This window comes from Neorhizobium sp. BT27B, from assembly GCF_050455485.1.
In the GTDB taxonomy this organism is placed as follows: Bacteria; Pseudomonadota; Alphaproteobacteria; order Rhizobiales; family Rhizobiaceae; genus Neorhizobium.
In genome coordinates, this window is sequence record NZ_JBCIYT010000001.1 from 560,947 (window position 1) to 586,832 (window position 25,886).

General features: G+C 60.9%; 31 protein-coding genes. 23 read left to right on the forward strand and 8 right to left on the reverse strand.

The window, feature by feature from the left end; genetic code table 11:
• Positions 1-6: 6 nt before the first annotated feature.
• A complete protein-coding gene (locus tag AAIH70_RS02950; protein WP_132273043.1) occupies positions 7-336 on the forward strand; it encodes a DHCW motif cupin fold protein in 330 nt (109 codons plus the stop codon).
• 10 nt (positions 337-346) lie between these two features.
• Here AAIH70_RS02950 and AAIH70_RS02955 read toward each other — a convergent pair whose 3' ends face one another.
• Entirely contained in the window at positions 347-982 is a 636-nt protein-coding gene (locus AAIH70_RS02955) for a TIGR00730 family Rossman fold protein (protein WP_245519104.1), read from the reverse strand.
• 138 nt (positions 983-1,120) lie between these two features.
• On the opposite strand from AAIH70_RS02955, the gene AAIH70_RS02960 reads away from it, so the two are divergent.
• From AAIH70_RS02960 to AAIH70_RS02975, 4 genes are all read left to right on the forward strand, one after another.
• Positions 1,121-2,869 (forward strand): Ig-like domain-containing protein, encoded by a 1,749-nt coding sequence (locus AAIH70_RS02960; RefSeq protein ID WP_132273041.1) that lies wholly within the window; start codon positions 1,121-1,123, stop codon positions 2,867-2,869.
• 186 nt (positions 2,870-3,055) lie between these two features.
• Positions 3,056-4,945, forward strand: coding sequence for an ABCB family ABC transporter ATP-binding protein/permease (locus AAIH70_RS02965; protein ID WP_132273040.1), 1,890 nt, complete (start codon positions 3,056-3,058; stop codon positions 4,943-4,945).
• 21 nt (positions 4,946-4,966) lie between these two features.
• Positions 4,967-5,107, forward strand: a complete 141-nt coding sequence (locus AAIH70_RS02970) for a hypothetical protein (RefSeq protein WP_153353174.1) — start codon at positions 4,967-4,969, stop codon at positions 5,105-5,107.
• A gap of 151 nt (positions 5,108-5,258) precedes the next feature.
• A complete protein-coding gene (locus AAIH70_RS02975) occupies positions 5,259-6,281 on the forward strand; it encodes an LLM class flavin-dependent oxidoreductase (RefSeq protein WP_132273039.1) in 1,023 nt (340 codons plus the stop codon).
• A 45-nt stretch (positions 6,282-6,326) separates the two neighbouring features.
• Here AAIH70_RS02975 and AAIH70_RS02980 read toward each other — a convergent pair whose 3' ends face one another.
• A complete protein-coding gene (locus tag AAIH70_RS02980; protein WP_132273038.1) occupies positions 6,327-6,620 on the reverse strand; it encodes a hypothetical protein in 294 nt (97 codons plus the stop codon).
• Between the two features lie 115 nt (positions 6,621-6,735).
• Between AAIH70_RS02980 and AAIH70_RS02985 the strand changes: the two genes are divergently transcribed.
• The 4 genes from AAIH70_RS02985 to AAIH70_RS03000 all read left to right on the forward strand — a co-directional run bounded on the left by AAIH70_RS02985 (position 6,736) and on the right by AAIH70_RS03000 (position 9,166).
• Positions 6,736-7,020 (forward strand): hypothetical protein, encoded by a 285-nt coding sequence (locus AAIH70_RS02985; protein ID WP_430033059.1) that lies wholly within the window; start codon positions 6,736-6,738, stop codon positions 7,018-7,020.
• Positions 7,021-7,276: 256 nt separating this feature from the next.
• Positions 7,277-7,975 carry a phosphatidylserine decarboxylase gene (locus AAIH70_RS02990; protein ID WP_430033528.1) on the forward strand — a complete coding sequence of 233 codons (699 nt, stop codon included), beginning with the start codon at positions 7,277-7,279 and terminating at the stop codon, positions 7,973-7,975.
• A gap of 45 nt (positions 7,976-8,020) precedes the next feature.
• On the forward strand, positions 8,021-8,875 hold the full coding sequence (gene pssA, locus AAIH70_RS02995) for a CDP-diacylglycerol--serine O-phosphatidyltransferase (RefSeq protein WP_132273036.1): 855 nt from the start codon (positions 8,021-8,023) through the stop codon (positions 8,873-8,875).
• Positions 8,876-9,037: 162 nt separating this feature from the next.
• Positions 9,038-9,166, forward strand: a complete 129-nt coding sequence (locus AAIH70_RS03000) for a hypothetical protein (protein ID WP_281033560.1) — start codon at positions 9,038-9,040, stop codon at positions 9,164-9,166.
• Between the two features lie 21 nt (positions 9,167-9,187).
• Here AAIH70_RS03000 and AAIH70_RS03005 read toward each other — a convergent pair whose 3' ends face one another.
• The 5 genes from AAIH70_RS03005 to AAIH70_RS03025 are packed head-to-tail and all read right to left on the reverse strand — an operon-like array spanning position 9,188 to position 11,560.
• Positions 9,188-9,811 carry a LysE/ArgO family amino acid transporter gene (locus AAIH70_RS03005; RefSeq protein ID WP_132273035.1) on the reverse strand — a complete coding sequence of 208 codons (624 nt, stop codon included), beginning with the start codon at positions 9,809-9,811 and terminating at the stop codon, positions 9,188-9,190.
• Between the two features lie 52 nt (positions 9,812-9,863).
• Positions 9,864-10,631 (reverse strand): SOS response-associated peptidase, encoded by a 768-nt coding sequence (locus tag AAIH70_RS03010; protein WP_132273034.1) that lies wholly within the window; start codon positions 10,629-10,631, stop codon positions 9,864-9,866.
• A gap of 44 nt (positions 10,632-10,675) precedes the next feature.
• Positions 10,676-11,002 (reverse strand): YnfA family protein, encoded by a 327-nt coding sequence (locus AAIH70_RS03015; RefSeq protein WP_132273705.1) that lies wholly within the window; start codon positions 11,000-11,002, stop codon positions 10,676-10,678.
• The gene (locus AAIH70_RS03020; protein ID WP_132273033.1) at positions 11,002-11,316 is read right to left on the reverse strand and encodes a type II toxin-antitoxin system RelE/ParE family toxin; all 315 of its coding nucleotides are present in this window, start codon (positions 11,314-11,316) and stop codon (positions 11,002-11,004) included. Before AAIH70_RS03020 ends, AAIH70_RS03015 begins: the two co-directional genes overlap by 1 nt.
• On the reverse strand, positions 11,300-11,560 hold the full coding sequence (locus AAIH70_RS03025; protein WP_132273032.1) for a type II toxin-antitoxin system ParD family antitoxin: 261 nt from the start codon (positions 11,558-11,560) through the stop codon (positions 11,300-11,302). The genes AAIH70_RS03020 and AAIH70_RS03025 overlap by 17 nt, the downstream gene beginning before the upstream one ends.
• Positions 11,561-11,643: 83 nt before the next feature.
• Here AAIH70_RS03025 and AAIH70_RS03030 point away from each other — a divergent pair, with 83 nt between their 5' ends.
• The 14 genes from AAIH70_RS03030 to AAIH70_RS03095 all read left to right on the forward strand — a co-directional run bounded on the left by AAIH70_RS03030 (position 11,644) and on the right by AAIH70_RS03095 (position 25,056).
• Positions 11,644-12,069 carry an NUDIX hydrolase gene (locus AAIH70_RS03030; protein ID WP_132273031.1) on the forward strand — a complete coding sequence of 142 codons (426 nt, stop codon included), beginning with the start codon at positions 11,644-11,646 and terminating at the stop codon, positions 12,067-12,069.
• A 56-nt stretch (positions 12,070-12,125) separates the two neighbouring features.
• Positions 12,126-12,563, forward strand: a complete 438-nt coding sequence (locus tag AAIH70_RS03035; RefSeq protein ID WP_132273030.1) for a TIGR02301 family protein — start codon at positions 12,126-12,128, stop codon at positions 12,561-12,563.
• 103 nt (positions 12,564-12,666) lie between these two features.
• A complete protein-coding gene (locus AAIH70_RS03040; RefSeq protein ID WP_112732297.1) occupies positions 12,667-12,924 on the forward strand; it encodes a hypothetical protein in 258 nt (85 codons plus the stop codon).
• A 59-nt stretch (positions 12,925-12,983) separates the two neighbouring features.
• The gene (locus tag AAIH70_RS03045) at positions 12,984-13,718 is read left to right on the forward strand and encodes a hypothetical protein (RefSeq protein WP_132273029.1); all 735 of its coding nucleotides are present in this window, start codon (positions 12,984-12,986) and stop codon (positions 13,716-13,718) included.
• A gap of 136 nt (positions 13,719-13,854) precedes the next feature.
• On the forward strand, positions 13,855-14,697 hold the full coding sequence (locus tag AAIH70_RS03050; protein WP_132273028.1) for a YgfZ/GcvT domain-containing protein: 843 nt from the start codon (positions 13,855-13,857) through the stop codon (positions 14,695-14,697).
• A gap of 44 nt (positions 14,698-14,741) precedes the next feature.
• The gene (locus AAIH70_RS03055) at positions 14,742-15,320 is read left to right on the forward strand and encodes an HD family hydrolase (protein WP_132273703.1); all 579 of its coding nucleotides are present in this window, start codon (positions 14,742-14,744) and stop codon (positions 15,318-15,320) included.
• A complete protein-coding gene (locus tag AAIH70_RS03060) occupies positions 15,317-15,853 on the forward strand; it encodes a tyrosine phosphatase family protein (RefSeq protein WP_132273027.1) in 537 nt (178 codons plus the stop codon). The genes AAIH70_RS03055 and AAIH70_RS03060 overlap by 4 nt, the downstream gene beginning before the upstream one ends.
• 158 nt (positions 15,854-16,011) lie before the next feature.
• Positions 16,012-16,872, forward strand: coding sequence for a mechanosensitive ion channel family protein (locus AAIH70_RS03065; RefSeq protein ID WP_132273026.1), 861 nt, complete (start codon positions 16,012-16,014; stop codon positions 16,870-16,872).
• A gap of 228 nt (positions 16,873-17,100) precedes the next feature.
• Complete coding sequence (locus AAIH70_RS03070; RefSeq protein ID WP_430033531.1) at positions 17,101-19,896, forward strand: DUF2339 domain-containing protein; 2,796 nt, start codon at positions 17,101-17,103, stop codon at positions 19,894-19,896.
• Positions 19,893-20,549, forward strand: a complete 657-nt coding sequence (locus tag AAIH70_RS03075; protein WP_132273025.1) for an HD domain-containing protein — start codon at positions 19,893-19,895, stop codon at positions 20,547-20,549. The genes AAIH70_RS03070 and AAIH70_RS03075 overlap by 4 nt, the downstream gene beginning before the upstream one ends.
• A 3-nt stretch (positions 20,550-20,552) precedes the next feature.
• Positions 20,553-21,410: an MOSC domain-containing protein gene (locus tag AAIH70_RS03080; protein ID WP_132273024.1), complete on the forward strand. Its 858-nt coding sequence runs from the start codon at positions 20,553-20,555 to the stop codon at positions 21,408-21,410.
• A gap of 217 nt (positions 21,411-21,627) precedes the next feature.
• Positions 21,628-22,524 carry a DMT family transporter gene (locus tag AAIH70_RS03085; protein ID WP_132273023.1) on the forward strand — a complete coding sequence of 299 codons (897 nt, stop codon included), beginning with the start codon at positions 21,628-21,630 and terminating at the stop codon, positions 22,522-22,524.
• A gap of 212 nt (positions 22,525-22,736) precedes the next feature.
• Entirely contained in the window at positions 22,737-23,714 is a 978-nt protein-coding gene (locus AAIH70_RS03090) for a flagellin (protein ID WP_132273022.1), read from the forward strand.
• A 115-nt stretch (positions 23,715-23,829) separates the two neighbouring features.
• A complete protein-coding gene (locus AAIH70_RS03095; RefSeq protein WP_132273021.1) occupies positions 23,830-25,056 on the forward strand; it encodes an MFS transporter in 1,227 nt (408 codons plus the stop codon).
• Here the strand turns inward: AAIH70_RS03095 and recO are convergent.
• The gene (gene recO, locus AAIH70_RS03100; protein ID WP_132273020.1) at positions 25,044-25,805 is read right to left on the reverse strand and encodes a DNA repair protein RecO; all 762 of its coding nucleotides are present in this window, start codon (positions 25,803-25,805) and stop codon (positions 25,044-25,046) included. The two genes, AAIH70_RS03095 and recO, sit on opposite strands and share 13 nt — an antisense overlap.
• Positions 25,806-25,886 lie beyond the last annotated feature (81 nt).

A 25,886-nucleotide genomic window follows, 5' to 3' on the forward strand; every position in this document is an offset into this window, starting at 1 on the left:
TATTTCATGCAGATCAACGATATTCCCTTCGGCACCACCGACTGGTCGCAGATCGATCCGACCGAACACAAGGGCGATACCGGCCATTCCACCTGGCGCACCTGCCATTTCGGCCCGATCCGGGTGCGCATGGTGGAGCATTCGCCGGGTTATCTCGCCGATCACTGGTGCGAGAAAGGCCACATCCTCTTGTGCCTCGAAGGCGAAATGACCACCGAACTCGCCGATGGCCGCGTGTTCGTGCTCAAACCCGGCATGAGCTATCAGGTGGCCGACAATGCCGAACCCCACCGCACCTCGACCGAGATCGGCGCCAAGCTTTTCATCGTTGATTGAGGTATTGATCTCAAAGCTTTGAGATCACATCCTTTTTCCCATCGGACGTGCCCTTTTCCTCAGCGCGTTCGAGAATGGCGGGCACGATCTGCTCGACATCGGAAATGACGAGCGGCTGCACCAGATGGGCACGGTGGATAAAACCCTGGTCGCGCATGTGGCTGACGAGATCGAGCATCGGTTTCCAGAAACCGCCGATATCGGCAAACACCATCGGCTTTTCATGACGGCCGAGCTGCGCCCAGGTCATGATCTCGACGATCTCCTCCAGCGTGCCGATGCCGCCCGGCAAGGTCACGAACGCATCCGAGCGCTCGAACATCTTGTGTTTGCGCTCATGCATGTCCTTGGTGACGATCAGTTCGTCCAATTGTCCGAGCGAATGGCGGGTTGCCTCCATATCGACAAGAAATTCGGGAATTATTCCCGTCACCTGGCCACCGTTGGACAAGACACCCGCTGCAACCGCCCCCATGATGCCCTTGGTGCCGCCACCATAAACGAGGCGCAGACCATGGGCCGCAATGGATTTTCCGAGCGCGCGGCCTGCTGCAAGATAGGCAGGATCACGACCGGGCTGGGAACCGCAATAGACGCAGATGGACTGGATGGGCACGCTTTTCTCCGTTTGGCATTCCGTATTCACGCGTTCGCGACGCACAAACGTCAAAAGTGACCGGAAAGAACTGTAAGAGCAAGGCTGAAATCCTTGAAAAGCTTGTGAAGGTTGCATGAACCGGCTATTTCCCTAGTGTGCGGCGGACGTTCCGTCGGGAGAGAACTGATGTTGAAAAATCCTGCCGGCTTGCTGGCTCTCGGTGTTCTTGCCATTGCCACCATCGTAATGGTGTTCTTCGTCATGCCCCGCATTTCCGCCGACAAGCAACCGCTTGGCGCAGCGATTAACGAGGCAGGCAAACAGGTCGAGCAGGCAGTTGCCGAAGGCGGCAAGGCCGCTCAGGAACTTGTCGACCAGACGAAACCGCAGGAACAGCCCGCCCCGGCACAGACGGCGCAGGCACCGGCTGCCGCTTCCACGGCACCGGCTGCGACCGCCGCTCCGACCGTCGCCGGCAATGTCCCGACCTTCGACGTGTTGCGTGTCGAGCCCGACGGCTCCACCGTGATCGCCGGCCGCGCCGAACCGGGCACCACGCTCGAAGTGGCCGATAAAAATTCCGTACTCGCCAAGGCCGATGTCGCATCGGGTGGAGAGTTCGCTGCCATTCTCGACAAGCCGCTGCCGCCGGGCGACCATGAACTGGTTCTCAAGGTCACCGGCAAGGATGGCAAGACCGTCGTGTCCGAAGAAGTCGCCACGATTTCGGTTCCCGCCGTCAAGGGCGGCGAACTGCTCGCCATGGTCACCAAGCCGGGCGAAGCCAGCCGTCTGATCGCCACGCCGGCAACCGGCGGCGACAAGGCTGCCAAGACCGAACGGGTTGTTCTGCCGGTTGAAACCAAGACGCCTGAAACGACAAGCAAATCGGCAGCTCCCGAAGTTGCAACCGCAACACCCAATGCCGGTGGCACCGCGACCAAGGCCGATGGCGCCGGTCAGAAGCCGGACATTCAGGTGACCGCCGTCGAGATCGAGGGCGACCGCCTGTTCGTCGCCGGCATCGCCAAGCCACAGGCAAAACTGCGCGGTTATGCCGACGATGCCGTGATCGGCAACGCACAGGCTGCGGCCAACGGCCATTTCGTCATCGAGGGCAAACTGCCGCTTTCGGTTGGTGATCACCGCATCGCCGTCGATCAGATCGGCCCGGATGGCAAGGCGCTTTTGCGCGTCGCCGTTCCGTTCAACCGTCCTGCCGGTGATCAGGTCGCAGCCGTCGCCAGCCCGGCGATCTCGTCTGCCACCACCACACTGACGCCGATCGACGGTGGCGCATTCGACCGCCTGCGCAATCAGGTGGCGCGTGCCCACGAAATCCTGACAGGCCTCTACGCCAATGGTGCGACACCGACTGCCGAACAGCTGGCCGCTGCCCGCTCGGCCACCAGCATCGCGCTGAAGTCGCTGACGGAATATCGCCTGCCGGCCGATGCCAGTGCCGAAGCCCGTCGCATTGCAGAGATGACGATGGCCCAGGCCACTGCCGCGCTGAAAGCACTTGAAGCCCTGCCGCGCGATGTTGCCGATTTCGGCAAGGGCCTTGGCGAGATCCACATGATCATCGCCAGCGCAATCGGCCCTGTTGTCGATACACCGCCGAGCCAGCAGGCCACAGCGCCGGCCGAAGTGGCCGCCTCCACGCCTTCCAGCGAGGCACGTACGATCGAGCAGGCGCCGCTGACCAAGAGCGACAATGCATCGGTGATCATCCGCCGTGGCGATACGCTGTGGCAGATTTCCCGCCGCGTTTACGGTCAGGGCGTGCGCTACACGACGATCTACCTCGCCAACGAGGACCAGATCACCAACCCGGACCTGATCCAGCCCGGCCAGGTCTTTGGCGTGCCCGACAAGGCCCGCCCGGATGCCGAGGAACTGCACCGCAAGCGGCTGCAGCAGGAAAAATCCTGATAATCGCACCGGACTGACATCACATCCCCGCCTCCGTGGCGGGGATTTTTGTTTGTCTCGCAGTCGGTGGCGGATCGGCACCAGATGCCAAGTTTCACGCGGCTGTCATTGCATCCACCGGCCAACACGCCTATGTCGCGGACACAAGCGCTTCAGCGCCCCTTGTCTCCCAGGGACCAGCATTTCATGGCATCGAAGAAAAAGACCGTTTCGGCGGATAGCGGCAATCCGCTCGGCACACTCGTCAACCTTTGGCCCTACATGTGGCCGCAAGGTCGTGCCGACCTGAAGGCGCGTGTGCTGTGGGCGACCTTCTATCTGTTTCTGGCAAAGATTATTCTTCTGTCTGTGCCCTATTTCTTCAAATGGGCAACGGATGCGCTGAACGGCAAGCTCGACATGGTCGGTATCCTGCCCGCCTTCCTGCTCGGTGCGGTCGTTCTCGTCATCCTCTACAACTTCACCCGCCTCTTGCAGGTGGGCCTCAACCAGCTGCGCGACGCGCTGTTTGCCTCGGTCGGACAGCATGCGGTGCGCCAGCTCGCCTACAAGACGTTCGTGCACATGCACCAGCTGTCGCTGCGCTTCCATCTGGAGCGCAAGACCGGCGGCCTGTCGCGCATCATCGAACGCGGCACCAAGGGCATCGAAACGATCGTCCGTTTCACCATTCTCAACTCGGTGCCGACGCTGCTCGAGTTCGTACTGACGGCGATCATCTTCTGGGCCGCTTACGGCTTCTCCTACGTGGTCGTCACCGCCGTCACCGTCTCGGCCTATATCTGGTTCACCATCAAGGCCAGCGACTGGCGCATCGCCATCCGCCGTTCGATGAATGACAGCGACACCGAGGCCAATACCAAGGCGATCGATTCGCTCTTGAACTTCGAAACCGTCAAATATTTCGGCAACGAGGACATGGAAGCCAGGCGCTTCGATGCCTCGATGGCCAAGTATGAAAAATCGGCGACCGAAGTCTGGACCTCGCTCGGCTGGCTGAACTTTGGCCAGGGCGTCATTTTCGGCATCGGCCAGACTGTGATGATGGTGATGTCGGCAATGGCCGTGCAGCGCGGCGAACAGACGATCGGCGATTTCGTCTTCGTCAATGCGCTGCTGATGCAGCTGTCCATCCCGCTTAACTTCATCGGCTTCGTCTACCGCGAAATCCGCCAGGGCCTGACCGATATCGAGCAGATGTTCGACCTTCTCGAAGTCGAAGCCGAAGTGGTCGACTGTCCCGGCGCCAAGCCGCTGGCGGCGGGACCGGGCGCCATCGCTTTCAACAACGTGCACTTTGCCTACGATCCCGAACGGCCGATCCTCAAGGGCGTGTCCTTCGAAGTGCCGGCCGGCAAGACGGTGGCGATCGTCGGCCCGTCGGGCGCCGGAAAATCCACCATTTCCCGCCTGCTCTACCGCTTTTATGACGTGCAGGACGGGTCGGTAACGATCGACGGACAGGATGTGCGCGAGGTCACGCAAAAATCGCTGCGCTCGGTGATCGGCATGGTGCCGCAGGATACGGTCCTGTTCAACGATACGATCGCCTACAATATCCGTTACGGCCGCCCCGCCGCTTCCGACGAAGAGGTGAAGGCTGCATCCGACATCGCCCAGATCGGCACGTTCATCACCCACCTGCCGGAAGGTTTCGAGACCAAGGTCGGCGAGCGTGGCCTGAAACTTTCGGGTGGCGAAAAGCAGCGCGTTGCGATTGCCCGTACCGTGTTGAAAGGCCCGCCGATCCTCATTCTCGACGAGGCAACGTCTGCGCTCGACACAACGACCGAACACGAGATCCAGTCGGCGCTCGACGTGGTTTCGAAAAACCGCACGACGCTGGTGATCGCGCATCGCCTGTCGACCGTCATCAATGCCGACGAGATCATCGTGCTGCGTGCCGGCGAGATCGCCGAGCGCGGCACCCATTCGGCACTGATCGCCGCCGGCGGGCTTTACGCGTCGATGTGGAGCCGCCAGCGCGAGGCAACGCAGGCGGAAGAACATCTGCGCCAGGTGCGCGAAAAAGACGATCTCGGAGTCGTCATCCGCGGCAAGCCGGCTGGCGAATAAATTCTGGAGATGGGGAAAGACATGAAACGCAACAGAAAAACCCGCCTGATCGTGCTCGGCGCCGTCGGCATCGTTTACGCACTGGTGCTGATCTTCTGGGGTTCGCCGCTTCTGGCCTTTACCACCTGGATGGGCTGGGTCGATCCGCAAGCGGCACGCTGACGACGCACTGTTCACCGGTAGACGGCTGTGAATGTCTGGGGCCGCATGCCATCTGTGTCTCAACGTTCAAATGATGTGCTGCATCGGTGTGTTTGGATTTGAGGGCGCTAACCCGACCAATCCGCCATGTATGCCAACATAAGGCAAAGTCATGAAAAAGATCGGCTTTCTCTCCTTCGGCCACTGGTCTCCCTCGCCGCAATCCGGCACACGTTCGGCCGGTGATGCGCTGCTGCAATCGATCGATCTTGCGGTCGCGGCCGAAGAACTCGGTGCGGATGGCGCCTATTTCCGCGTCCACCATTTTGCCCGCCAGCTTGCCGCCCCCTTCCCGCTTCTGGCCGCTGTCGGCGCGCGGACGAAAAAGATCGAGATCGGCACCGGCGTCATCGACATGCGGTATGAAAACCCGCTCTACATGGCGGAAGACGCAGCCTCTGCCGACCTGATCTCCGGTGGCCGCCTGCAGCTCGGCATCAGCCGCGGTTCGCCGGAACAGGTGATCGATGGCTGGCGTTATTTCGGCTACCAGCCGGGCGAAGGCGAAAACGAAGCCGACATGGCCCGCCGCAACACCGAAATCCTGCTGGAAGTGTTGAAGGGCAACGGTTTTGCACAGCCCAACCCACGGCCGATGTTCCCCAACCCGCCCGGCATGCTGCGCCTCGAGCCGCATTCCGAAGGTCTGCGTGATCGCATCTGGTGGGGCGCCGGTTCGAATGCCACCGCACAATGGGCGGCAAAGCTCGGCATGAACCTGCAGAGCTCGACACTGAAGGACGACGAAACCGGCGAGGCTTTTCACATCCAGCAGGCCAAGCAGATCCGCGCCTATCGCGAGGCATGGAAGGAAGCCGGACACACGCACACTCCGCGGGTCTCGGTCAGCCGCAGCATTTTCGCGCTGGTGGATGATCGCGACCGTGCCTATTTCGGCAATGGGGCTAAGGAAGACGATTCGATCGGCTTCCTCGACGAAAAGACCCGCGCCATTTTTGGCCGCTCCTATGCCGGCGAGCCGGACAAGCTGGTCGAGGAGTTGAAAAAGGACGAGGCGATTGCCGAGGCCGATACGCTGCTCCTGACTGTGCCGAACCAGTTGGGCGTCGACTACAACGCCCATGTGATCGAGGCGATCTTGAAGCACGTGGCACCGGCCATGGGCTGGCGGTAAGATCTTAACCCTCAGTTCCGGCCTGGGATTAGACTTGGGCCGGGATCATTTTCCCGGATCGTTACCACGCTCCATCCTGTCGAAAACGAGTGGGGCGCTGGCCCCGAGCACGAAGGCGTTGTAGGCGTTGACCGCCTCAAGCATCACCGGCAGCGTGCCGGCGGCAAAAGCCATGGCGGTTCTTAGGAGCAGATAAGGCACGCTCCTGTAGCGCCTGGGGATTTTCCCCTCCGCCTTGCCCGTCGCGACGGCCACGGCACTGATCTCGACACAAAAGCTTCCCATCACACCGAGCCAATAGGGTCCGACCTCGCCAACCAGCGGAAAAACTGCAGCCATGGCTTAGCGGGCTCTGCCGCCGGAACCAGATCCGGAGCTGTCGCCCAAACGGAAATAGCGGGTATAGGGAGCAAGTTTTGCCGAAAGACGGTCCGCCAAATCACGGCGATGCGTAATGCGAAGGACCGTCAGAAAAATGTTCGTGGCGGCGAAAAAAGCGAATATGCCGACAAGCAATGAAAATGCGATTCTGGCAGCAACGTCTTCCATTATCCGCTCCCTCAGGCAAAAGCCGGATGTAAACATGGCGGCAGCAGCGACCGCCGTCAAACGCTATGGTTGCAACATCCAGATTTACGTTATTACGCGCTTGTCAGCCCGAAATCACATCGCCGCGCTGCAATTCATCTTTACCACAATTGCGCATGCACGGCGCAATCATCCGGGCGAGAAACGGTGAAAGTATAAAACTCAGCACCAACACGGCCAAATGAGATATTTGGCGTGTTCGGTGAGCTCCTGAACGGTCAGCACGATAATGATGCCGCCCCCCGAAAAGAACGGTATTGACCGTCATACCGCACATGATCGTCAGCCAGATGCCGTGCAATCGAGCTCTATCAACAAGGTGATCTTGCTCATTGCGGAACCACATTGCCGCAATCACGGTTTTTATGTAGTCAGTGAGCGCCGACAACGCAGGAGAACAACGGTTGATCAACCTACTCGACACCATTCGCAACACGCTCGTCCCCATCCACAAGGAGGGCTACCTGTTCGTGGCCGCATTCTTCGTGGTGTCGCTGGTTCTCGGCCTCATTGCCGAACCGCTGTTCTGGATCGGCCTGATCCTCACCGCATGGTGCGCCTATTTCTTCCGTGATCCCGAGCGCGTCGTGCCGCAGGACGAAGACCTCGTCATCAGCCCGGCAGACGGTCGCATCAGCCATGTCGTCATGGTCGTTCCGCCGGCCGAACTCGATCTCGGTTCGGAGCCGATGCTGCGCATTTCCGTGTTCATGAACGTGTTCGATTGCCACATCAACCGCGCACCGGTGCGTGGCCGCATTTCGCAGATCGCCTACCGTTCGGGCCAGTTCGTCAATGCCGAACTCGACAAGGCCTCGACCGATAACGAGCGCAACGGTCTCGTCATCGAAAGCAAGCATGGCAAGCTCGGCGTCGTGCAGATCGCCGGTCTCGTTGCCCGCCGCATTCTCTGCTTCGTGCAGCCGAACGAACCGCTGGAAGCCGGCGAGCGTTTTGGCCTGATCCGTTTCGGTTCGCGTCTCGACGTTTACGTGCCGGCCGGTGGTGAAGCCCGCGTTTCGATCGGCCAGCGCGCCATCGGTGGCGAAACGGTGCTTGCCGAATTCGGCTCGACCAAGGGCCCGGTCGTCAGCCGCCGCAACTGATACGGACCACATACCGCGTAACGGAGCCCCGTACGGAGAATGACAATGGAACAGCCAGCCGAGCCGCACACCAACGGACAGGAAGAAACGCATGAAAATGCGTCGACGGTCCGCAAGGACGACAGCGGCCGCGGCCCCCGTCTGCGGGAAATCCCGCTTCGGCTGATGATCCCCAATGTCATTACCGTGCTGGCCATCTGCGCGGGTCTGACCGGTATCCGGCTGGCCTTCGAAGGCCGGTTCGAACTGGCCGTCGGCATGGTTCTGCTGGCTGCCTTCCTCGACGGGATAGACGGGCGCATTGCCCGCCTCCTGAAGGCGACATCGAAATTCGGCGTGCAGATGGATAGTCTCGCCGACATCATCAATTTCGGCGTCGCCCCTGCCCTGGTGCTCTACGCCTATGTGCTGGATGGCGCCCGTTCGCTTGGCTGGATCGCAGCCCTGATCTACGCCATCGCGGCCGGCCTTCGCCTCGCCCGTTTCAACGTGATGGAAGAGCGGCCGGTCAAGGCGCAGTGGCAGTCGGAATTTTTCGTCGGCGTGCCGGCGCCGATGGGCGCCATGCTGGTCATGCTGCCGGTCTATCTCGGTTTTCTCGGCGTCCCGCTGGAGGGCTGGGTGGCTTATGCGGCCGGTGCCTATACCGTGTTGATGGGTTATCTTCTGGTCAGCCGCCTGCCGATCTGGTCCGGCAAATCGGAAACCCGCATCCGCCGCGATCTGATGCTGCCGGTCATTCTCGGCGTCGTCATTTATGTGGCGCTGCTGATGAGCTTCACCTGGGAAGTGCTGTCGGTGACGGTGATCGCCTATCTCTGCATGCTGCCGTTCAGTGCCCGTGCATGGCACCGTCGTTACGGTACGATCACCATCGAGGACGATCACGCTTCGCCGTGATCCCCTGCACTGCAAGGTGAATGCTGCATTGCAGCTACAGTCTGCGGCAAGATGACACCTTTATGAATATTCCTCCGGATCGCTATTACTTTCACCGTATTTCCGCCCGGATTTACGGTGAAAGCGGCGATTGATCACGAGATCGCTCCAGAGGAAAAGAAGATGAACAGCCCGAAGGCTCCGGCCGAAAAGACCCAGAACGACTTGCACGCCCCGTTGCGCCCGCTCGGCATCAAGGCCGTGGTTGCCGCAACGATGATGCTGAAGCGCAAGCCGGTCAAAAAATCCTGAGCTTGAACTTTCCAGCCGGTTTCAATTGCCGGCAAAAAAGCTGACCAGAAGGCCGATGGCGAGCATTGCCATGACGAGGCCGATCAACAGGTCCAGCACGCGCCAGGCCGATGGCCTGGCAAATAGCGGCGCCAGAAACCGTGCGCCATATCCCAGCCCGAAAAACCATGTGAACGACGCGACCACGGCACCAAGGCCGTAAGCCAGACGCGCCGCGCCCTCATGCGCCGCCGACAGGCTGCCTAGCAGCACGACCGTGTCGAGATAGACATGCGGGTTGAGGAAGGTGAAGGCAAGACAGGCCATGACCGCCGCTTTCAGCGGCATGCTCTGCGGCGCCCCCGCCACCATGGCCGACGGCACCCACGCGCGCTTGAACGCCATGAACGAATATGTCCCCAGAAACAACACGCCACCGATCGTCACCACGGCGATCAACATCGGCGACTGCGATACCAGCGTTCCGAGACCAGCGACGCCGGCGGCAATCAGCAGCGCATCCGATGCAGCGCAGATCAGGCACAGAATGAAGACATGGCTGCGGATCAGCCCCTGTCGCAGGATGAAAGCGTTTTGCGCGCCGATCGCGACGATCAGCGATCCACCGAGCGCGAAGCCGGAAAGAGCGGCGGGAAAAAGATCCATGGAGGGAAGTCCAGTCTGGGCATAGGGCGAGAAAGGGATCAGTACACGGAAATCAGAAAAGCGAAAGCTGGCTATCGTCAGGTTTCGGCTTCGGTTTGACCGCCGGCAGTGGCGCCACGTCCTGTGCCGGCAGTTGCAGATCGGCGCCCATGTTGGAGACCTTGTTGACGCGGTCTGATACCGGGATCGCCTCGAAAAAATCCTCGTCTGGCGCTGTCATCAGGTCTTTGACTTCGCGTGGTTCCTGCGTGCGGCAATCCAGCCAGCGGGTAAAATCCTCCGGGCCGATCGCCACCGGCATGCGGTCATGGATGCGCTTCAGCGAACGGTTGGCAGCAGTGGTCAGGATTGCCGCGGTATCGATTTCCGAACCATCGGCCGAGGCATAGGTTTCCATCAGCCCGGCAAAGGCGATCAGGCCGCCGTTTTTCGGGCGGATCCAGTAGGGTTGCGACTTTTCCTCGCCCGATGTTTCCGGCCGCCGCCATTCATAAAAGCCCGAGGCCGGCACCAGAATGCGGCGATGGCGCATGGCTGCACGAAACGAGGCCTTGCCGATTGCCGTCTCGGCGCGGGCATTGATCATCAGGCTCAGGTCTTTCGGATCCTTGGCCCAGCCGGGAATGAAACCCCAGCGCGCCAGAAAAGCGCGACGATCCGGCAGATTGCTGCCGGGATCAGGCCTTTCCGCCTGCATGACGACAAGAATAGGCTGCGTCGGCGCGATGTTGAAACGCGGCGGAAAATCCTCCACCAGCGCCACGCTGACGAAGTTCAGCACGTCATCGGGTGTCGATGTCAAAGCATAACGTCCGCACATGGTTTTTCATCGCATCGGCACGCAAGAGGGTCAAGCCGGCAGGCTCATGCACTGCGTGGCCCGAAGATGATGACGGCCGAGCCGATCAGGCAGAGAGCGGTACCGGCCTGATCCCAGCGATCCGGCATGCGACCTTCGACCGCCAGCAGCCAGAGGATGGAGGCGAGGATATAAATGCCGCCATAGGCCGCATAGGTGCGCCCCGCCGCCTCGCTTTCCACCAGCGCCAAAAGCCACGCGAACAGGACAAGGCTCGCCACACCCGGCGCCAGCCACCACACCGGCTTTTCCAGCCGCAGCCAACCCCAGACGGCAAAACATCCGGCGATCTCGAAGACGGCGGCGAACACGTAGAGGGTGTAGGTCTTGATCACTCGAAATCCTGTTTTTGCACGTCCTGCGCCATATGCATCACGCGCAGAATCACGATCCTGTCGGGATAGGTGCGATAATAGATGCAGCGTTGGCGATAGGGAAAGGCGCGCAGTCCCGGCGAGATGTGATCGCGGGGCGCCCCCGTGAAGTCCGCATAGGCAATCCAGATGATCTTGGCAGTGAGATCGGCGAGAAATTCCTGAGCGTAATGCGGGCTGTTTTCGGCAATGTATCGTCGAATACCGCGCAAATCCGCCTTGGCAAGCGGCGCAATGATCAGATGCTTTCGCGATCTACGGCCTGTCGTCATCTGTCATGACATCCGCAAGCAGGTCGGCAGCAGAGGTGTAATGCTGACCGAGCCCTGCTTCTATCTCCTGATCCGCGGCATCGATTGCCTGACGAAGAGATTGAATGCGCATTTCACGATCCGCAAGCATGCGAAGACCGGCCTTGACCGCTTCCGTTTCTGTCTCGAAATGCCCGTTGCTCACGAGATCCGAGAGGATGCCGTCATAGGTATCGCCAAGAGCGAAGGTTTTTGCGCGGGTCATCAAGAATGCTCCTTTGCCCAGACGCGAACCATAAATTACAACGGACTTGTAGTACAGATCACAGCTTGCCGCTCAGGAGCGCCATGTCCTCCACGCCCCACCCCGCCTCCTCCGCCATTCTCGAACGCGATGGCCGTTTTCTGCTGATCAGGCGAATCAATCCGCCATCGGCCGATCTGTTCGCCTTTCCGGGCGGACGCGGAGAACCGAGGGAAACACCGGCCGAAACTGCCGTGCGCGAGTTTTTCGAGGAAACCGGCATTTCCGTGCACGATCCCGAACTGTTTGCCACCTATGACCTGAAGAGCGAATCAGAAGACGGAGACCTGCTCAGCCACTTCTTCCTCTCCGTCTTTCTGGTCAAAAGCGACGAAACCATCGAGGCCATCGCCGCCGATGATGCCGCCGATCCCGGCTGGTACACGGCCGAGGAAATTCGCCATCTGCCGGTGCCGCCAAGCGTGCTCGAATGTGCCGAACGGCTGGCGGCGCGGGTTTCAAAAGGCTAAAAGAACGCTTAACGATGCCGGGCGATTCTCCGGCAGGACCGCCGTCTGGAATGCCGATGAAGTTTCGTAAACGCCTCGCATCTGTCTGCTTTGTCGCGCTGAGCCTTTCGCTCGCCGTGCAGCCGGCGCTGGCGCAGAAAAAGGCTGCAGCCCCTGCTGCGCCGACGGCCTCGACACCACCCGCGGAAAAGCCGACTCCCTATGACGACCGGCTGGCGCGGCTTTCGGAAATTCTCGGATCGGTGCATTACCTGCGCACGCTATGTGGAGAACGTCAGTCGAACTGGCGCGGCTCCATGCAGAAACTGATTGATTCCGAGACGGCGAATGAGCCAAAACGCCGCGAGAAACTGACGGCCGCCTTCAATCGCGGTTACCGGTCCTTCGCCTCCGTGCACACGACCTGCACGCCGGCTGCGCGCTCCGCTGAAGAGGCATACCGTGCCGAAGGAGCAACACTGGCTGCGGAAATCGCCGCACGCTACGGAAATTAAGTGTTTATTTACCTGTTTCGCTCGCAACCCGTGTCGTTTTGATAAAAGGCTGGTAATCTTGTTAACGCACCGGTAACAACCAGGTGCCGGAAAGAGGATCATTATGCAGACAGCCCGCAACGACATCGACGAGATGATTGTGCACGAAAAGATGCAGGTGGCGCTCGAATACCAGAACGAGGCCTGGGCCGACGGCCGCGCCGACGGTATCGAACCTGAAATCATCGCTGACGCTGCCATCGCTCTTGCCATGCGCGAAACCATTCGCATGCACGGCGAAGCTGGCGCAGAAGCCATGCTGCAATCGCTGCGCGAACGCATGCTGGCTGGCGAATTTTCTCCGCAGCGCATCATTCAGTAAGCGCGATTTTCAATAATCGTGTAAGATCGGGGCTTTCCAACAGGATCGCCAATAAAGCCATGCCCAATAGCCGTTTCCCCCGCATCCTGTTCGCCGCCGCGCTTTTCAGCGCGACAGCGCTGACGCAGGCACCCGTCGCCCTTGCCCTTTCCGGCATGGCGCAGAGTTCTTCCGTCGGGCATCAGGGCATACAGCCGGCAGACACGGCGCCCGGCAGCCACACGGGTACGGAAAACCAGCATAGTCAGGCGACCCCGCCGGCCGCCGACAAACCGGAAGCGCCGAAGCCTGACGCTGCGGCCGCCGCAGAGGCTGAAGCCGAACCGGCGATCAAGGCAGAAATCATTCACGATTTCAGCAAGTTGCCGGAACCGGTGCGCAAGCTACGCGAGGCGATCGTCGAGGCCGCTGCGTCCGGCGATGTCGAGCGCATGCGCCCGATCATGGATCCCGGCGCACAGAAAACCGATGGTCCCGACCAGAACGAAGACCCGATCGAAACGCTGAAAAGCTTTTCCGGTGATACCGAAGGTCTGGAAATCCTCGCCATCATGCTGGACCTGATGCAGACCGGCGTTGCCCGCATCGAGGCCGGCACGCCGGATGAGGTTTATGTCTGGCCCTATTTCGTCGGCAAGCCGCTCAACGAGCTGACCCCGCCGGAAAAGGTGGACCTGCTGCGCATCGTCACAGCCGGCGATCTTGCTGCCATGGACGAAGCGGGCGGTTACAATTTCTACCGCATCGGCATCTCACCCGACGGCAAGTGGAAGTTCATCGTCAGCGGCGACTGATTCTCGCGCTGTCGGCAGTACCCGGACACGGTGCGGCTTGCCGCGACCGTGTCAAAACCTTACCTCTATGACAGCCCATGACGCGCATTGATTTGCGCCGGGGATTTTCTGTTTCTGATCCGTGCGGGTGAAAATCATGCCGTTTGCCTTCCTTTCCGATCGTGCCCTGCTGTCCGTCACCGGCACTGATGCGCAGGATTTCCTGCACAATCTGATCACCACCGACATTGCCGGCCTGCCGGAAGAGGAAGCCCGCCCCGGCGCGCTTTTGACGCCGCAGGGAAAAATCCTGTTCGATTTCGTCATCTGGCGGATCGAGGGCGGTTTTGCCATCGAGATCGACCAGCCGCAGCGCGAGGCATTTGCGCGACGGCTGACCATGTACAAGCTGCGCGCCGCCGTGGAGATCACCCTTGTGGAAGAGATCGGCGTGACGGTTGCCTGGGGTGGCGAAACGCTGGTGGGCGGTATCACCGACGGCGCCTTCGCCAAATCCGGCATCGAGCTGCAACGTGCAGCGGGGAAACAGGCCGATGGCGAAGAGGCTGCCTATCAGGCGCTGCGCATCACTGCAGGACTGGCGCTGTCCGGCCACGATTTTGCACTGCAGGATGCGTTTCCGCATGATGTCCTGCTCGACAAGGATGGCGGGCTTTCATTCCGCAAGGGATGTTATGTCGGTCAGGAAGTGGTTTCCCGCATGCAGCACCGTGGCACCGCGCGTCGCCGCGTGGTGATCGTGTCCGCTGAGCAGGACCTGCCGGCGGCCGGCACCGAAATCATGGCGGGCGCCAAACCCGTCGGCACGCTGGGCTCCACCTCGGGCGGACAAGGCTTGGCAATCGTGCGCATCGACCGCGTCGGTGATGCGCTGGCAAGCGGCACACCGCTGACTGCCGCCGACATTGCCGTTTCGCTGACCTTGCCGGAATGGACCGGCCTCTCCTTCCCGACGGAGACCCAAGAGGCGGAAACGTGAGCGCTGGCGCTTCGACCACCAAGGCGACGCGCGCCTGGCAGCGCATGCTGTCCGGCCGCCGGCTCGATCTGCTCGATCCCTCGCCGCTCGACGTGGAAATTTCCGATATCGCCCACGGGCTTGCCCGCGTCGCCCGCTGGAACGGCCAAACACGCGGCGACCATGCCTTTTCGGTGGCGCAACATTCGCTAATCGTCGAGCAGGTGTTTTCGCTGGCCCAACCTGCGGCCACGCCGGAAGAACGGTTGATGACGCTTCTGCACGACGCACCGGAATATGTGATCGGCGACATGATCTCGCCGTTCAAATCGGTGGTCGGCGGCGGTTACAAGGCGGTCGAGGCGCGGCTGGAGGCGGCCATCCACCTGCGATTCGGCCTGCCCGCGCATCCGACGCGCGATCTGAAGATGCGGATCAAGCGTGCCGATACGGTTGCCGCCTTTTTCGAGGCGACCGAACTTGCCGGCTTTTCGCTGACCGAGGCGCGCAAGTTTTTCGGCGTGCCGAATGGCGTGACGAGAGAGATGCTGGAGATGGAGCCACTGCCGGCCATCCAGGCACAGCAGCGTTTTCAGGAACGTTTCGCCGAGATCGAACTTTTGCGCGGGAATACGGCGCGATGACTGCGATCATCGTCTGCCCGCTTGCCAAGATCGCCGAACTTGCGGTGCGCCACAAGGCGCGCGAAATGGTCAGCCTGATCGCCGAAAAGCAGGATTTTCACCGCCCGGCGGTAATCTCTGCCGACCGCCATCTGAAGCTCGCCATGAACGACATCGCCTTTGCCGGCACCGGCAATCTCATTGCCCCCAATGAGGCGCATGTGGAGCGGCTGATCGCCTTCATGGCCGGCTGGGACCGACAATTTCCGCTGGTTGTGCATTGCTGGATGGGCGTATCGCGTTCGCCTGCGGCGGCGCTGATTGCGGCACTCGCCATCCACCCCGAGGAAGACGATTTCGCGCTTGCTGCCCGGCTGCGACAAGTCGCCCCGCATGCGACGCCGAACACCCGTCTGGTGGAAATCGGCGACCGGCTTTTGAAGCGCGACGGACGCCTGATCGCCGCCGTCAAAGGGATCGGCCGTGGTGCGGACACAGACGGCACCGTGTCCTTCGTTCTACCGCTCAACCCTTCCTTGAGTACCGCTGCGTAATCCTGAAAACCGAGCATTTATTTGTTTTCATTTAATATTCCTAAAAATGAATAGGATGGTTGACGCGCGTCGATTTTGACCCAATTAAGCAGACCACAGCAATGCTGCGACATGGTTGCGCATTGCAGGTCAGCTCAGAGAAGGAGACTATCGCCGATATGGATCAGGCATCGGAACTCGTCGTCGCAACGCGGGCGGCACTCGCTCAGTTAAGCGCGCTTGCCGTGCAATATTCCTTTTCCGTCGTCGGTGCCGTCATTCTGCTTGTCATCGGCTGGCTGGCAGCCGGTCTGTTCAGCCGCTGGGCGCGCAATGGTCTTGGCCGTATTCACGGCATCGATGCGACGCTGGCGCAGTTCTTTTCCAACATCATCCGTTACGCGATCCTGGTCATCGTCGTCGTCATGGTGCTCGGCCAGTTCGGCGTGCAGACGGCATCGGTACTTGCCGCTCTCGGCGCCATCGGCCTTGCCGTCGGTCTGGCGCTTCAGGGCACGCTGCAGAATATCGCTGCCGGCATCATGCTGCTGGTGCTGCGTCCGTTCCGCGTCGGCGAATCGATCGAGACCGGTAGTGTCAGCGGTACGGTGATCGATGTCGGCCTGTTTGCCACCGAACTTCGTACCGCAGAAGGTGTCTATCGCCTCGCGCCGAATTCGACGCTGTGGAACGTGCCGATCACCAATTACAGCCGCCTCGACAAGCGCCGCAACGATATCAGCGTTTCGACCAGCGAAAAGATCGATATCGCGCGCGCTGAAAAGCTGCTGCACGATCTCGTCGCTGCCGATGGCCGCGTGCTGAAAGCCCCTGCCCCCACCACGTTCGTATCCGATTTCAGCGATGGCTCCGCCACCGTGACGGTGCGTTACTGGGCGAAAAGCGGCGAATGGTTCAATGTCAGCCGTGACCTCTCCAAAAAGGTCAAACTGACATTCGATGAACAGAAAACAAAAGAGCTTCCGTCCCAGACTGATAAACATGCGCCGGATGGCGAGAGCGGACCTTCGGCGGTCTGACCGCCGGACAAGCCCTCGGGCGCGTGCAGTCTTAAGGAAAGAAGCAAAGGGCGGGTTTCGCGAGGAAACCCGCCCTTTGCCGTTTTTCCACCCTCAACAGCCACGGTTGATAATTCGCAATTCCTTCACAATCGCGCATCGTTCGCCTTGCTCCTGCCGCAACATATGCGATTAAAAGACTGCTGCGCTTTCTGATTGGCGCCCGTCCGAACGCATCGAGGTGACCACATCGTGCTGCCCCTGTTCCCCTTCGTTATTTTTATCCTGATCATCGTCGGCCTTGTCTGGCAGCGGAACATAGCCAAACGCGTCGACCGGATGGAGAAGGAAATCAAGGCGCTGCAGGCGCGCATTACCGGCATGACGCTGGCAGCCCCTGTCTCCGATGCAGTCACGGAAACCGCGCCGGCCGAACCTGTCGTGACAGCGCAAACCGCGATCGACGCGCCGCAGGATGAGACGATCGCGGAACCACAGATCGCCGCGATGGCCTCTGAAGCCGAAACACCGGTTGTGCAGGAAGCCATTCTGCCCGCGCCGGAAACGGCACCCGTTGTCGCGACAGTTCAGGCACAGGAAGAGCGCGAAAGCCTCGAAAGCTGGCTCGGCGCCCGCTGGGCGGTCTGGGTTGGCGGTGTCGCCTTGGCCTTTGGCGGCCTCTTCCTCGTCAAATACACGATCGAAGCCGGCCTGCTCGGTCCCGCCGCCCGCCTCAGCCTTGCCGCCCTGTTCGGTCTCGTGCTGATCGCCGCCGGTGAACTGATCCGCCGCCGCGCCATGCCGGAACTCTCCGACCGTTTCGGCAATGCGATGATCCCCGGCGCGCTGACCGCCGCAGGCTCGGTGACGCTGATGGGCGCGGTCTGGGCCTCCTATGCCGTTTATGAATTCATCGGCCCGACGCCCGCCTTCATTGCTCTGGCGCTGGTGTCGTTTGCGACGATCGCGCTGTCGCTGCTGCATGGTCAGGCGCTTGCCGGTCTCGGCCTGCTCGCCTCGCTGGTGACGCCCGCGCTGGTCGCGACGGAGAACCCGAACGCCAACGCTCTCTTCGGTTTTCTGGCGCTCGTCTGGCTGGCCGTCAATGCCGCCTCGCGTTTCCGCCAGTGGACCGTGGTGCCGACGCTTGCCAATGTCGGGCTGGGCCTTTGGTCTTTCCTCTATCTTGTCGGCTCCGGGCACGATGCCAGCATGCTGCCGGCGGTCCTGGCACTGCTGGTCATGCTGGCCGGCACCTGCTTTTATTGGCCGGGCCGTTACGCCAGCCTGATCGGGCCGGAAAAAGCCGGCATATCGACATTGCTTGGCCGCATGCCTTTGCAGACCACGCTGTCCGTTTCGCTGGTCACCATGTTGTTTTCGCTTGGCATGCTCGGTTCGGAGCCGATGGGCGCCTTCGATCTTCTGGCCTGCGCATCCATTCTTCTGGCGGCGCTTGCCGCATTCGGCGCACTGCGCGCCTATGCCGTCTGGCCGGCCATTCTTGCGGCAATCGGTGCGGTGCTCGGCATGGCCATCATCGCCATCAACTGGCTGGACACCGTTTCCACCCTGCTCGATGGTCAGCTGACAACGACCACGGCAGCGCCGGTGGAGCCGCATGTCTGGGTCTATCTGCTGCTCGGCGCCGTCTTCCCCGCGCTCGGCTTTGTCTTCCTCAAGCGTTTCCGCCAAAGCGAGCCGGATTTCTCCATCATCTGGGCATTCCTGATGCCGGCCGTGCCGGTAGCGATCGCGACCATAAGCTTCCTCAATTTCGGAAATCTCAACCGCGACTGGACACATGGTCTTTACGGCATCGTGCTCGGTCTCTCGCTTCTCGCCGGTGCCGACTGGCTGTTCCGCCGCGGCGAACAGACGGAAGACGCCAAGATCGACTGGCCGGCCAATCTTCTGGTCGCCGGATCGTTTGCAGGTTTCACGCTGGCGCTGCACACACTGACCAACGGCATCGTCACCACCATCGCGCTGTCCGCACTCGGTTTCCTGTATGTGCTCGCCATGCGCATCCGGTCTTGGCCGGCCCTGCCCTGGATGATGGCCGCCGCCACGCTCATCGTGTTCGGCCGTATCGCCTGGGAACCGACCGTCATCGGCGCCAACAGCCTCGGCACGACACCGTTCTTCAATGCGCTTCTGCCTGGCTACGGCATTCCGACACTGCTCGCCATCGCTTCGGCATGGATGCTGCGCAACGCCACCGATTTCCGCATCCGCAACATCATGCAGGCGCTGGCCTCACTGTCGGCGCTGATCACGGTTGCGGTTCTGGTGCGCCATGCCATGAATGGCGGCACGCTGGAAACCACGGTGCCGACGCTGGGCGAGCAATCGATCTACACGCTGATAACCGTCGGTTTCTCCGGCATCCTGATGATGCTGGATCTGAAATCGCCAAGCCCTGTTTTCCGCTTCGGCTCGATGATCGCAGGCGTGCTTGCCACCGCCAACGTGCTGTCGCTGCATCTTCTGGGCCTCAACCCCTATATCACCGGCGAAGGCACCGGCCCCTGGCCGTTCTTCAACCTTCTGCTGCTCGGCTATCTGATGCCGGCACTCGCTTACGCGCTCGTCGCCTATCTCGCCCGCGAACGCCGGCCGATGCCTTATGTGCTGATGCTGGCGATCTCCGGCGGCATACTCGGTTTCGCATGGGCAACGCTGTCCGTTCGACGGTTCTGGCAGGGCGAAAACATCGCCGACTGGAAGGGTTTTGTGGCAGCCGAAACCTATACCTATTCGGTGGTCTGGCTGCTGATCGGCATCGTCCTTCTGGTCCTCGGTTCGCGCTTCAACCAGCGTTCGCTGCGGCTTGCGTCGGCAGCACTGGTGCTGATTGCCGTGCTGAAAGTGTTCCTGATCGACATGTCCAACCTCGAAGGCATTTTGCGGGCGCTATCGTTCATGGGTCTGGGCGGGGTGCTGATCGGCATCGGGCTTTTCTACCAGCGCATTCTGGTGAAGAAGGATGGCAACAAACGCCCCGGCGATTCTGCCGCAACACCTGAAGGAACCGTTTCGTGACCCACTCGCTCAGCGCGGCATTTGCGCCCCATGAGGCGCTTGCCGCCCGGCTGATCCCGCACGCCACCGATAGCGACGACGGTTCGCATGACATCGCCCATATCCTGCGCGTCTTCAAAAACGCCATGCGCATCCATGCCAGGGAAGGCGGTAATGCCAGCGTGCTGGCGGCCGCCGTGCTGCTGCATGATTGCGTGGCAGTGGAAAAGAACTCGCCGCTGAGAGCACAGGCATCCCGGCTTGCGGCGGAAAAGGCCGCAAAAATTCTGACCGAGCTTGGCTGGAGCGAAAACGAGATCGACGCCGTCGCCCACGCCATCACCACGCACAGCTTTTCCGCAAATATCGAACCGCAAACGCTGGAGGCAAAAATCCTGCAGGATGCCGACCGGCTGGATGCGATCGGCATGGTGGGTGCCGCCCGCTGTTTCTATATTGCCGGCCGCATGGCATCGGGTCTCTACGACCCGGTCGATCCGCTGGCCAAAGAACGCCCGCTGGACGACAAGAGCTATGCAATCGATCATTTCGAAGTCAAACTGCTCAAGCTCGCCGATGGTTTTCAGACCGCAGCGGGACGTGAACTGGCGTCGGAACGGCATCAGCGGCTAGTGAGAATCCGTGAGATGTTTCTGGATGAAATCGAGGGGTAAGACATGCGTATCAGTGAACTCAATCATTACCCTCTCAAGAGCGGGCGCGGCATCGCGCTGACCGAAGCCGAGATCACCGCCACCGGCATTCCCGGCGACCGGGTGATGATGGTAACAGGCCCGGACGGCCACTTTTTCACCCAGCGCGATCTGCAAGCGCTGGCACAGGTGAAGGCATCGCCGGTCGATGCAGCAGGCGCGACCCGGCTTGCCATCGACGGCAAGGGTGAGATCGACATCACCTTCAACGATCCGGCTCGCCGCCTCGACGTCGTGGTGTGGAAATCCAACGTCTCCGCCGCGATGGCCGACGATGCCGTCAACACCACCCTCTCCACCTGGCTGGAGCGCGATGTGCGCCTCGTCTTCTTCGACGCCCAGGCCCGCCGCACCGCATCGCCGGAATGGGCCGGTGACGATTCGCCGGTCACCTTTGCCGACGGCTATCAGGTTCTCGTCACCACCACCGGTTCGCTGGCAGCGCTTAACGCCAACATGGTCGCGAATGGCGAAGAGCCGGTCGGCATGGAGCGCTTTCGTCCCAATATCGTCATCGATCACGACGAGGCATGGGCCGAAGACAACTGGGCGGCCATCGAGATCGGCGGCATCCGCTTCGATCTCGTCAAACCCTGTGCCCGCTGCATCATGACCACACAGGACCAGCAGACCGGCTCGCGCGACGTGCCGAGCCCGATGAAGGCGATGGGCCGTATCCGCATGTCGGGAGATCGTCGCGTGCCCGGCCCGCTGTTCGGCTGGAACGCTGTGCCGCGCAGCACCGGCAAGCTGAGCCTTGGCGATACGGTGAAGATCATCGAGGAGCGCTCGGAAGGCTGGGCCATCAAGCGCCGCGCCTGACGCAGCCTGCCTGCCCGAAGCGGCAAAACCGCGCAATATCGAAATTTCTGCGCAGAGCCGTACCGTTATCGGTGCGGCTCGCTTGACGTATGGCCGGCATTCCTCAAGAACACATAGGTCAGGTGGATTGATCAGCCGCCGACACGGGAGGGAATGATCTTCGCCCTGCCCGCATGCCCGGACTTGAAGAAACGTCCGAAGCCCAGAGATTATCCGAATGACACCTCGCACCACCGGCCTGCTCTTCGCCCTTCTGGCGGTGAGCATTTTTGCAGTTCAGGATGGCATTTCGAAACATCTGGGCACCGCCTATCCGCCAATCTTCATCACCATGATCCGTTTCTGGGCTTTCGGCGGATTTGCGCTTTTTCTGGCGAGCCGCGCCACCGGCGGGCTGAAACAGACCGCCTATGCAAACAGCCCCGTCCTTCAGATCATCCGCGGCATTCTGCTTGTGTCGCAGATCGTCATTTCCGTTTTTGCCTTTTCCCGCGTCGGACTGGCGCAGAGCCACACGATATTCGCCGCCGCCCCTCTTGTCGTTGCCTGTCTGTCGGTACCGATCCTCGGCGAGACAGTCGGCTGGCGGCGCTGGACGGCGATCGGCGTCGGATTTGTCGGCATCCTGATCATCATCAATCCGCTGCATGCGAGCTTCGACGTCAAGATCGTCATTCCGATGATCAGCACGATCATGTTCGCACTCTATTCGGTGCTGACGCGGCTCGGCAGCCGCTCCGACACATCTGAAACCGCGTTTTTCTACACGGGCGTCGCAGGCGCCGTCGCCATCACCTTCATTGGCCCGTTCTACTGGACGCATATCACGCTGGGCGACTGGTTCTGGATGATCGTGCTGTGCATTACCGGCATGAGCGGCCATTACCTTCTGATCCGCGCCTACTCCATGCTAGACGCCGTGGCCGTGCAACCGATCTTTTATGTTCAGACAGTTCTGGTCTGCCTGATCGGCGTGTTCATCTTCAACGAGGTGATGACGCTCAACATGATCGCCGGCAGCTGCATCGTCATTGGCGCGGGTGGTTTTACGCTGTGGCGCGAAAGCAGGCTGGGCAAGAAGCTGGCACAGGTCGACCCGCCAGCCTCGCCGTAAGCAACCATTCATTAACCACGAAGAATAACCAATATTTCTATTTGGTTACGCGCAAAATTTCGCGTTAACCATAAATGATACTTGCGCACTTAAGAACACGTTAAGGTTAGTGACCCATAAATATTCACGTCGGAAGCTACTTTGCCGGTAACCATGTTCGGTTCCGCAGATATGCCTTTCGGCGTGATTATCGGTTTCGTGTAGAGCGTAGTATGTACAGTATAATCACCAATTCGGCCGCGATGTCGGCCCTCGGCACTCTGCGTTCGATCAGTCAGGATCTGGACCAGACACAGGGCCGTGTGACCACCGGTTACCGTGTAGGAAGCGCATCGGACGATGCCGCCTATTGGTCGATCGCCCGAACGATGAAATCCGATGACAAGGCGTTGTCAGCCGTTCAGGATGCGCTGAACCTTGGCGCCGCCACCATCGATATCGCCTATACGGGGTTGAATTCATCCATCGAAGTGGTGGACGAGATCAAGGCCAAGCTTGTCGCCGCCACTGAGCCGGGCGTGGACAAGGAAAAGGTCAACAAGGAAATCACCCAGCTGAAGGATCAGCTGGAGGCGATTGCCAAGTCGTCTACCTTCAATGACGTCAACTGGCTGAATATCAGTGACAACACGGATTCCAGCGTGCAGGTGGTCGGCTCGTTTACACGCGACACCGACCGCAGCGTCTCCATGCAGACGATCGATTTCGATATCTATGGCAATGCCGGCACAGGCAACATGTTGGGTCTGATCGATGACCGGACGTCATCGACCGGCGGTGAAGCGGGCATTCTGACCAGCACCTGGTTCGCCGAAACGGCCAGCGCCGGCAGCAACTGGGTGCTGCATGTCAACGACAGCAACTCCGCCACGGCCGTGGAGATCGAGCTTTCAGACTCGACCACCAATGACGACCTCGACGAGATGATCTCGACCGTCGACAAGATGCTGCTGCAACTGACCAATGCAGGGGCGGATTACGGTGCCCTCAAAATGCGGGTTGATCTGCAGACCGACTTCGTCGGCGCGCTCCGCGACTGGACGACGACGGGCGTCAGCAAGCTCATCGATGCCGATATGGACGAGGAAGCGACCCGCCTGAAGGCTTTGCAGGCGCGCGAGCAACTGACGACGCAGGCGCTGTCTATCGCCAACTCGACACCCAGCGCATTGCTGCAATTATTCCAGTAACATCGAAAACCGTAGCAACGCATCATCAATTGTGGTGATGCGTTGCGTCAGCAAAACTCGCTTTTGCAAAGTCGCAGGCAGCGCTATTGTCACCTCCTTATCCGGAGGACCTGTCATGGCGCCTGTTGCCCGCCCGCACCTGCCCTATCTCATCATCGCAGCCGGCTCGCTGATCGCCGTGCTGACTTTTGGCCCGCGTTCGGCCATGGGCTTTTTCCAGTTGCCCATGCTGACCGATACCGGCTGGGACCGGACGACCTTCGGCCTTGCCATGGCGCTGCAGAACCTGTGCTGGGGCCTCAGCCAACCGTTCTTCGGTGCTGCCGCCGACAAATACGGCACCGGCCGCGTCCTCATTCTCTCTGGCCTGCTTTACGCGCTCGGCCTTCTGGTCATGTCGCATGCCGCCTCCCCTGCCTGGCTGCATATCGGCGGCGGTGTGCTGGTGGGTCTGGCGGTCGGCGCCGGCTCGTTCGGCACCATCCTGTCGGCCTTTGCCCGCAACGTCACGCCGCAGCAACGCTCGATGGCGTTCGGCATCGGCACGGCGGCGGGTTCTGCCGGCATGTTCCTGTTTGCACCGCTCAGCCAGGCGCTGATCACCAATTACGGCTGGTCGGACAGTCTGGTGATCATGGGCGCGATGATGCTGCTGGTGCCGCTGCTCGCCTATCCCCTGCGCGGCAATTCCACATCCGGCAGCCAGTCGCAGGTGCATTTCAAGCAGAGCGCCGGCGAGGCACTGCGCGAAGCCTTTGGCCACAGAAGCTACCTGCTTCTCACCAGCGGCTTTTTCGTCTGCGGTTTTCAGGTGGCCTTCATCACCGCACACTTTCCGGCCTATCTCGGCGATATCGGCATCGATGCGAAATATGCGGTCATCGCCATGGCGCTGATCGGCTTTTTCAACGTCATCGGCTCGCTGGCAGCAGGCGTTATCGGCCAGCGTTATTCAAAACCCTACTTCCTCGCATATATCTATATCGGCCGCTCGATCGCCGTGACGGCGTTTCTGCTTCTGCCGCAGTCACCGACCTCGGTGATCATCTTTGCGATCGTCATGGGGCTTCTGTGGCTCTCTACCGTGCCGCCGACCAATGGTCTCGTCGCCATCATGTTCGGCACCCGCCATCTCGGCATGCTGGGCGGCATCGTGTTCCTGTCGCACCAAGTCGGCTCGTTCCTGGGCGTATGGATGGGCGGCGCGCTTTATGACCGCTTCGGCTCCTATGACGTCGTCTGGTGGCTGGGTGTGGTGATGGGCCTCGCTGCCGCCGTCGTGCATTGGCCGATCCGCGAAAAGCCGGTGGATCGCCCGACCGCGGCCGCTCAGCCGGCCTGACGCTCGGCGTCTTCCCGCGCTTTTACGATCGCCTTCAACGCCGCCTGCACGAAACCGTCGCGGGCGGCGTTTTCCGTCAAGCCGCGCGGTTCATAGACATGGCGGTGGAGAAAGAAGCCGGTCATGCGAAAGGCTGCGGCCATGCTGTCGCGGTCGGCGGATTTTTCCGTTCCCTGCGCCAGAAAGGCGGGCAGAGCCAGCATGCGGTCGGCATAGGGCGCGCCGGCTTCGCGGCTGACTGCCTTGCCGCTTTTCGGCGATACATAGACGAGCTCGTCACGGCGGCCGGTGGCTGCGCATTCGGAAAGGTCGAGCCCATAACCGAGGTCGTTCAGCACCGCCAGTTCGAACCGCACGAAAAGCTCGCCGGCATCGACCGGATCATCCATGTGTTCGAGAATGACGTCGAGCGCCTCGTAAAGATGCGGATGCGGATCGCGCTCGGGCAGCAGCCGCAACAGCGCGCCCATGGCCTGCACGCCGTAGACGGCGGTTGCCGTCTCCATCAATCGCGCGGCGCGCAGGCGCACCGGCTCCAGCTTGAATTCACCCAGATGTTCATCCAGCCGCGCCCGCCAGACCGCCTCGACACGGTTTCCCGGCTGCAGCACCGGCTGCATGCTGCGCGAGCGTCCACCCCGTACCATGCCGAGATGGCGGCCGCGATCGCGTGTCATCACCTCGACGAGAACGCTGCTCTCGCCGTGTCGCCTGACACCCAGAATGATCGCTTCGCCTTGCCACTGCATGAATTTTTTGTCTCGGTCCTTGCGACGCCGATTCCAGTTTAGGCGATAACCGCCTCGAATTGAATCGTTTTCGGGTGGGCG

Coding starts and splice junctions, on each gene's coding strand:
- AAIH70_RS03035 (WP_132273030.1), top strand. CDS start 12,126: ATGAAGTTTCGTAAACGCCTCGCATCTGTCTGCTTTGTCGCGCTGAGC.
- AAIH70_RS03005 (WP_132273035.1), bottom strand. CDS start 9,811: ATGGATCTTTTTCCCGCCGCTCTTTCCGGCTTCGCGCTCGGTGGATCG.
- AAIH70_RS03025 (WP_132273032.1), bottom strand. CDS start 11,560: ATGACCCGCGCAAAAACCTTCGCTCTTGGCGATACCTATGACGGCATC.
- AAIH70_RS03010 (WP_132273034.1), bottom strand. CDS start 10,631: ATGTGCGGACGTTATGCTTTGACATCGACACCCGATGACGTGCTGAAC.
- AAIH70_RS03095 (WP_132273021.1), top strand. CDS start 23,830: ATGGCGCCTGTTGCCCGCCCGCACCTGCCCTATCTCATCATCGCAGCC.
- recO (WP_132273020.1), bottom strand. CDS start 25,805: ATGCAGTGGCAAGGCGAAGCGATCATTCTGGGTGTCAGGCGACACGGC.
- AAIH70_RS03050 (WP_132273028.1), top strand. CDS start 13,855: ATGCCGTTTGCCTTCCTTTCCGATCGTGCCCTGCTGTCCGTCACCGGC.
- AAIH70_RS03040 (WP_112732297.1), top strand. CDS start 12,667: ATGCAGACAGCCCGCAACGACATCGACGAGATGATTGTGCACGAAAAG.
- AAIH70_RS03060 (WP_132273027.1), top strand. CDS start 15,317: ATGACTGCGATCATCGTCTGCCCGCTTGCCAAGATCGCCGAACTTGCG.
- AAIH70_RS02960 (WP_132273041.1), top strand. CDS start 1,121: ATGTTGAAAAATCCTGCCGGCTTGCTGGCTCTCGGTGTTCTTGCCATT.
- AAIH70_RS02965 (WP_132273040.1), top strand. CDS start 3,056: ATGGCATCGAAGAAAAAGACCGTTTCGGCGGATAGCGGCAATCCGCTC.
- AAIH70_RS03090 (WP_132273022.1), top strand. CDS start 22,737: ATGTACAGTATAATCACCAATTCGGCCGCGATGTCGGCCCTCGGCACT.
- AAIH70_RS02975 (WP_132273039.1), top strand. CDS start 5,259: ATGAAAAAGATCGGCTTTCTCTCCTTCGGCCACTGGTCTCCCTCGCCG.
- AAIH70_RS03020 (WP_132273033.1), bottom strand. CDS start 11,316: ATGACGACAGGCCGTAGATCGCGAAAGCATCTGATCATTGCGCCGCTT.
- AAIH70_RS03065 (WP_132273026.1), top strand. CDS start 16,012: ATGGATCAGGCATCGGAACTCGTCGTCGCAACGCGGGCGGCACTCGCT.
- AAIH70_RS02950 (WP_132273043.1), top strand. CDS start 7: ATGCAGATCAACGATATTCCCTTCGGCACCACCGACTGGTCGCAGATC.
- AAIH70_RS03080 (WP_132273024.1), top strand. CDS start 20,553: ATGCGTATCAGTGAACTCAATCATTACCCTCTCAAGAGCGGGCGCGGC.
- AAIH70_RS03030 (WP_132273031.1), top strand. CDS start 11,644: ATGTCCTCCACGCCCCACCCCGCCTCCTCCGCCATTCTCGAACGCGAT.
- AAIH70_RS02970 (WP_153353174.1), top strand. CDS start 4,967: ATGAAACGCAACAGAAAAACCCGCCTGATCGTGCTCGGCGCCGTCGGC.
- AAIH70_RS02985 (WP_430033059.1), top strand. CDS start 6,736: ATGCGAAGGACCGTCAGAAAAATGTTCGTGGCGGCGAAAAAAGCGAAT.
- pssA (WP_132273036.1), top strand. CDS start 8,021: ATGGAACAGCCAGCCGAGCCGCACACCAACGGACAGGAAGAAACGCAT.
- AAIH70_RS02980 (WP_132273038.1), bottom strand. CDS start 6,620: ATGGCTGCAGTTTTTCCGCTGGTTGGCGAGGTCGGACCCTATTGGCTC.
- AAIH70_RS03000 (WP_281033560.1), top strand. CDS start 9,038: ATGAACAGCCCGAAGGCTCCGGCCGAAAAGACCCAGAACGACTTGCAC.
- AAIH70_RS03045 (WP_132273029.1), top strand. CDS start 12,984: ATGCCCAATAGCCGTTTCCCCCGCATCCTGTTCGCCGCCGCGCTTTTC.
- AAIH70_RS03055 (WP_132273703.1), top strand. CDS start 14,742: ATGCTGTCCGGCCGCCGGCTCGATCTGCTCGATCCCTCGCCGCTCGAC.
- AAIH70_RS03085 (WP_132273023.1), top strand. CDS start 21,628: ATGACACCTCGCACCACCGGCCTGCTCTTCGCCCTTCTGGCGGTGAGC.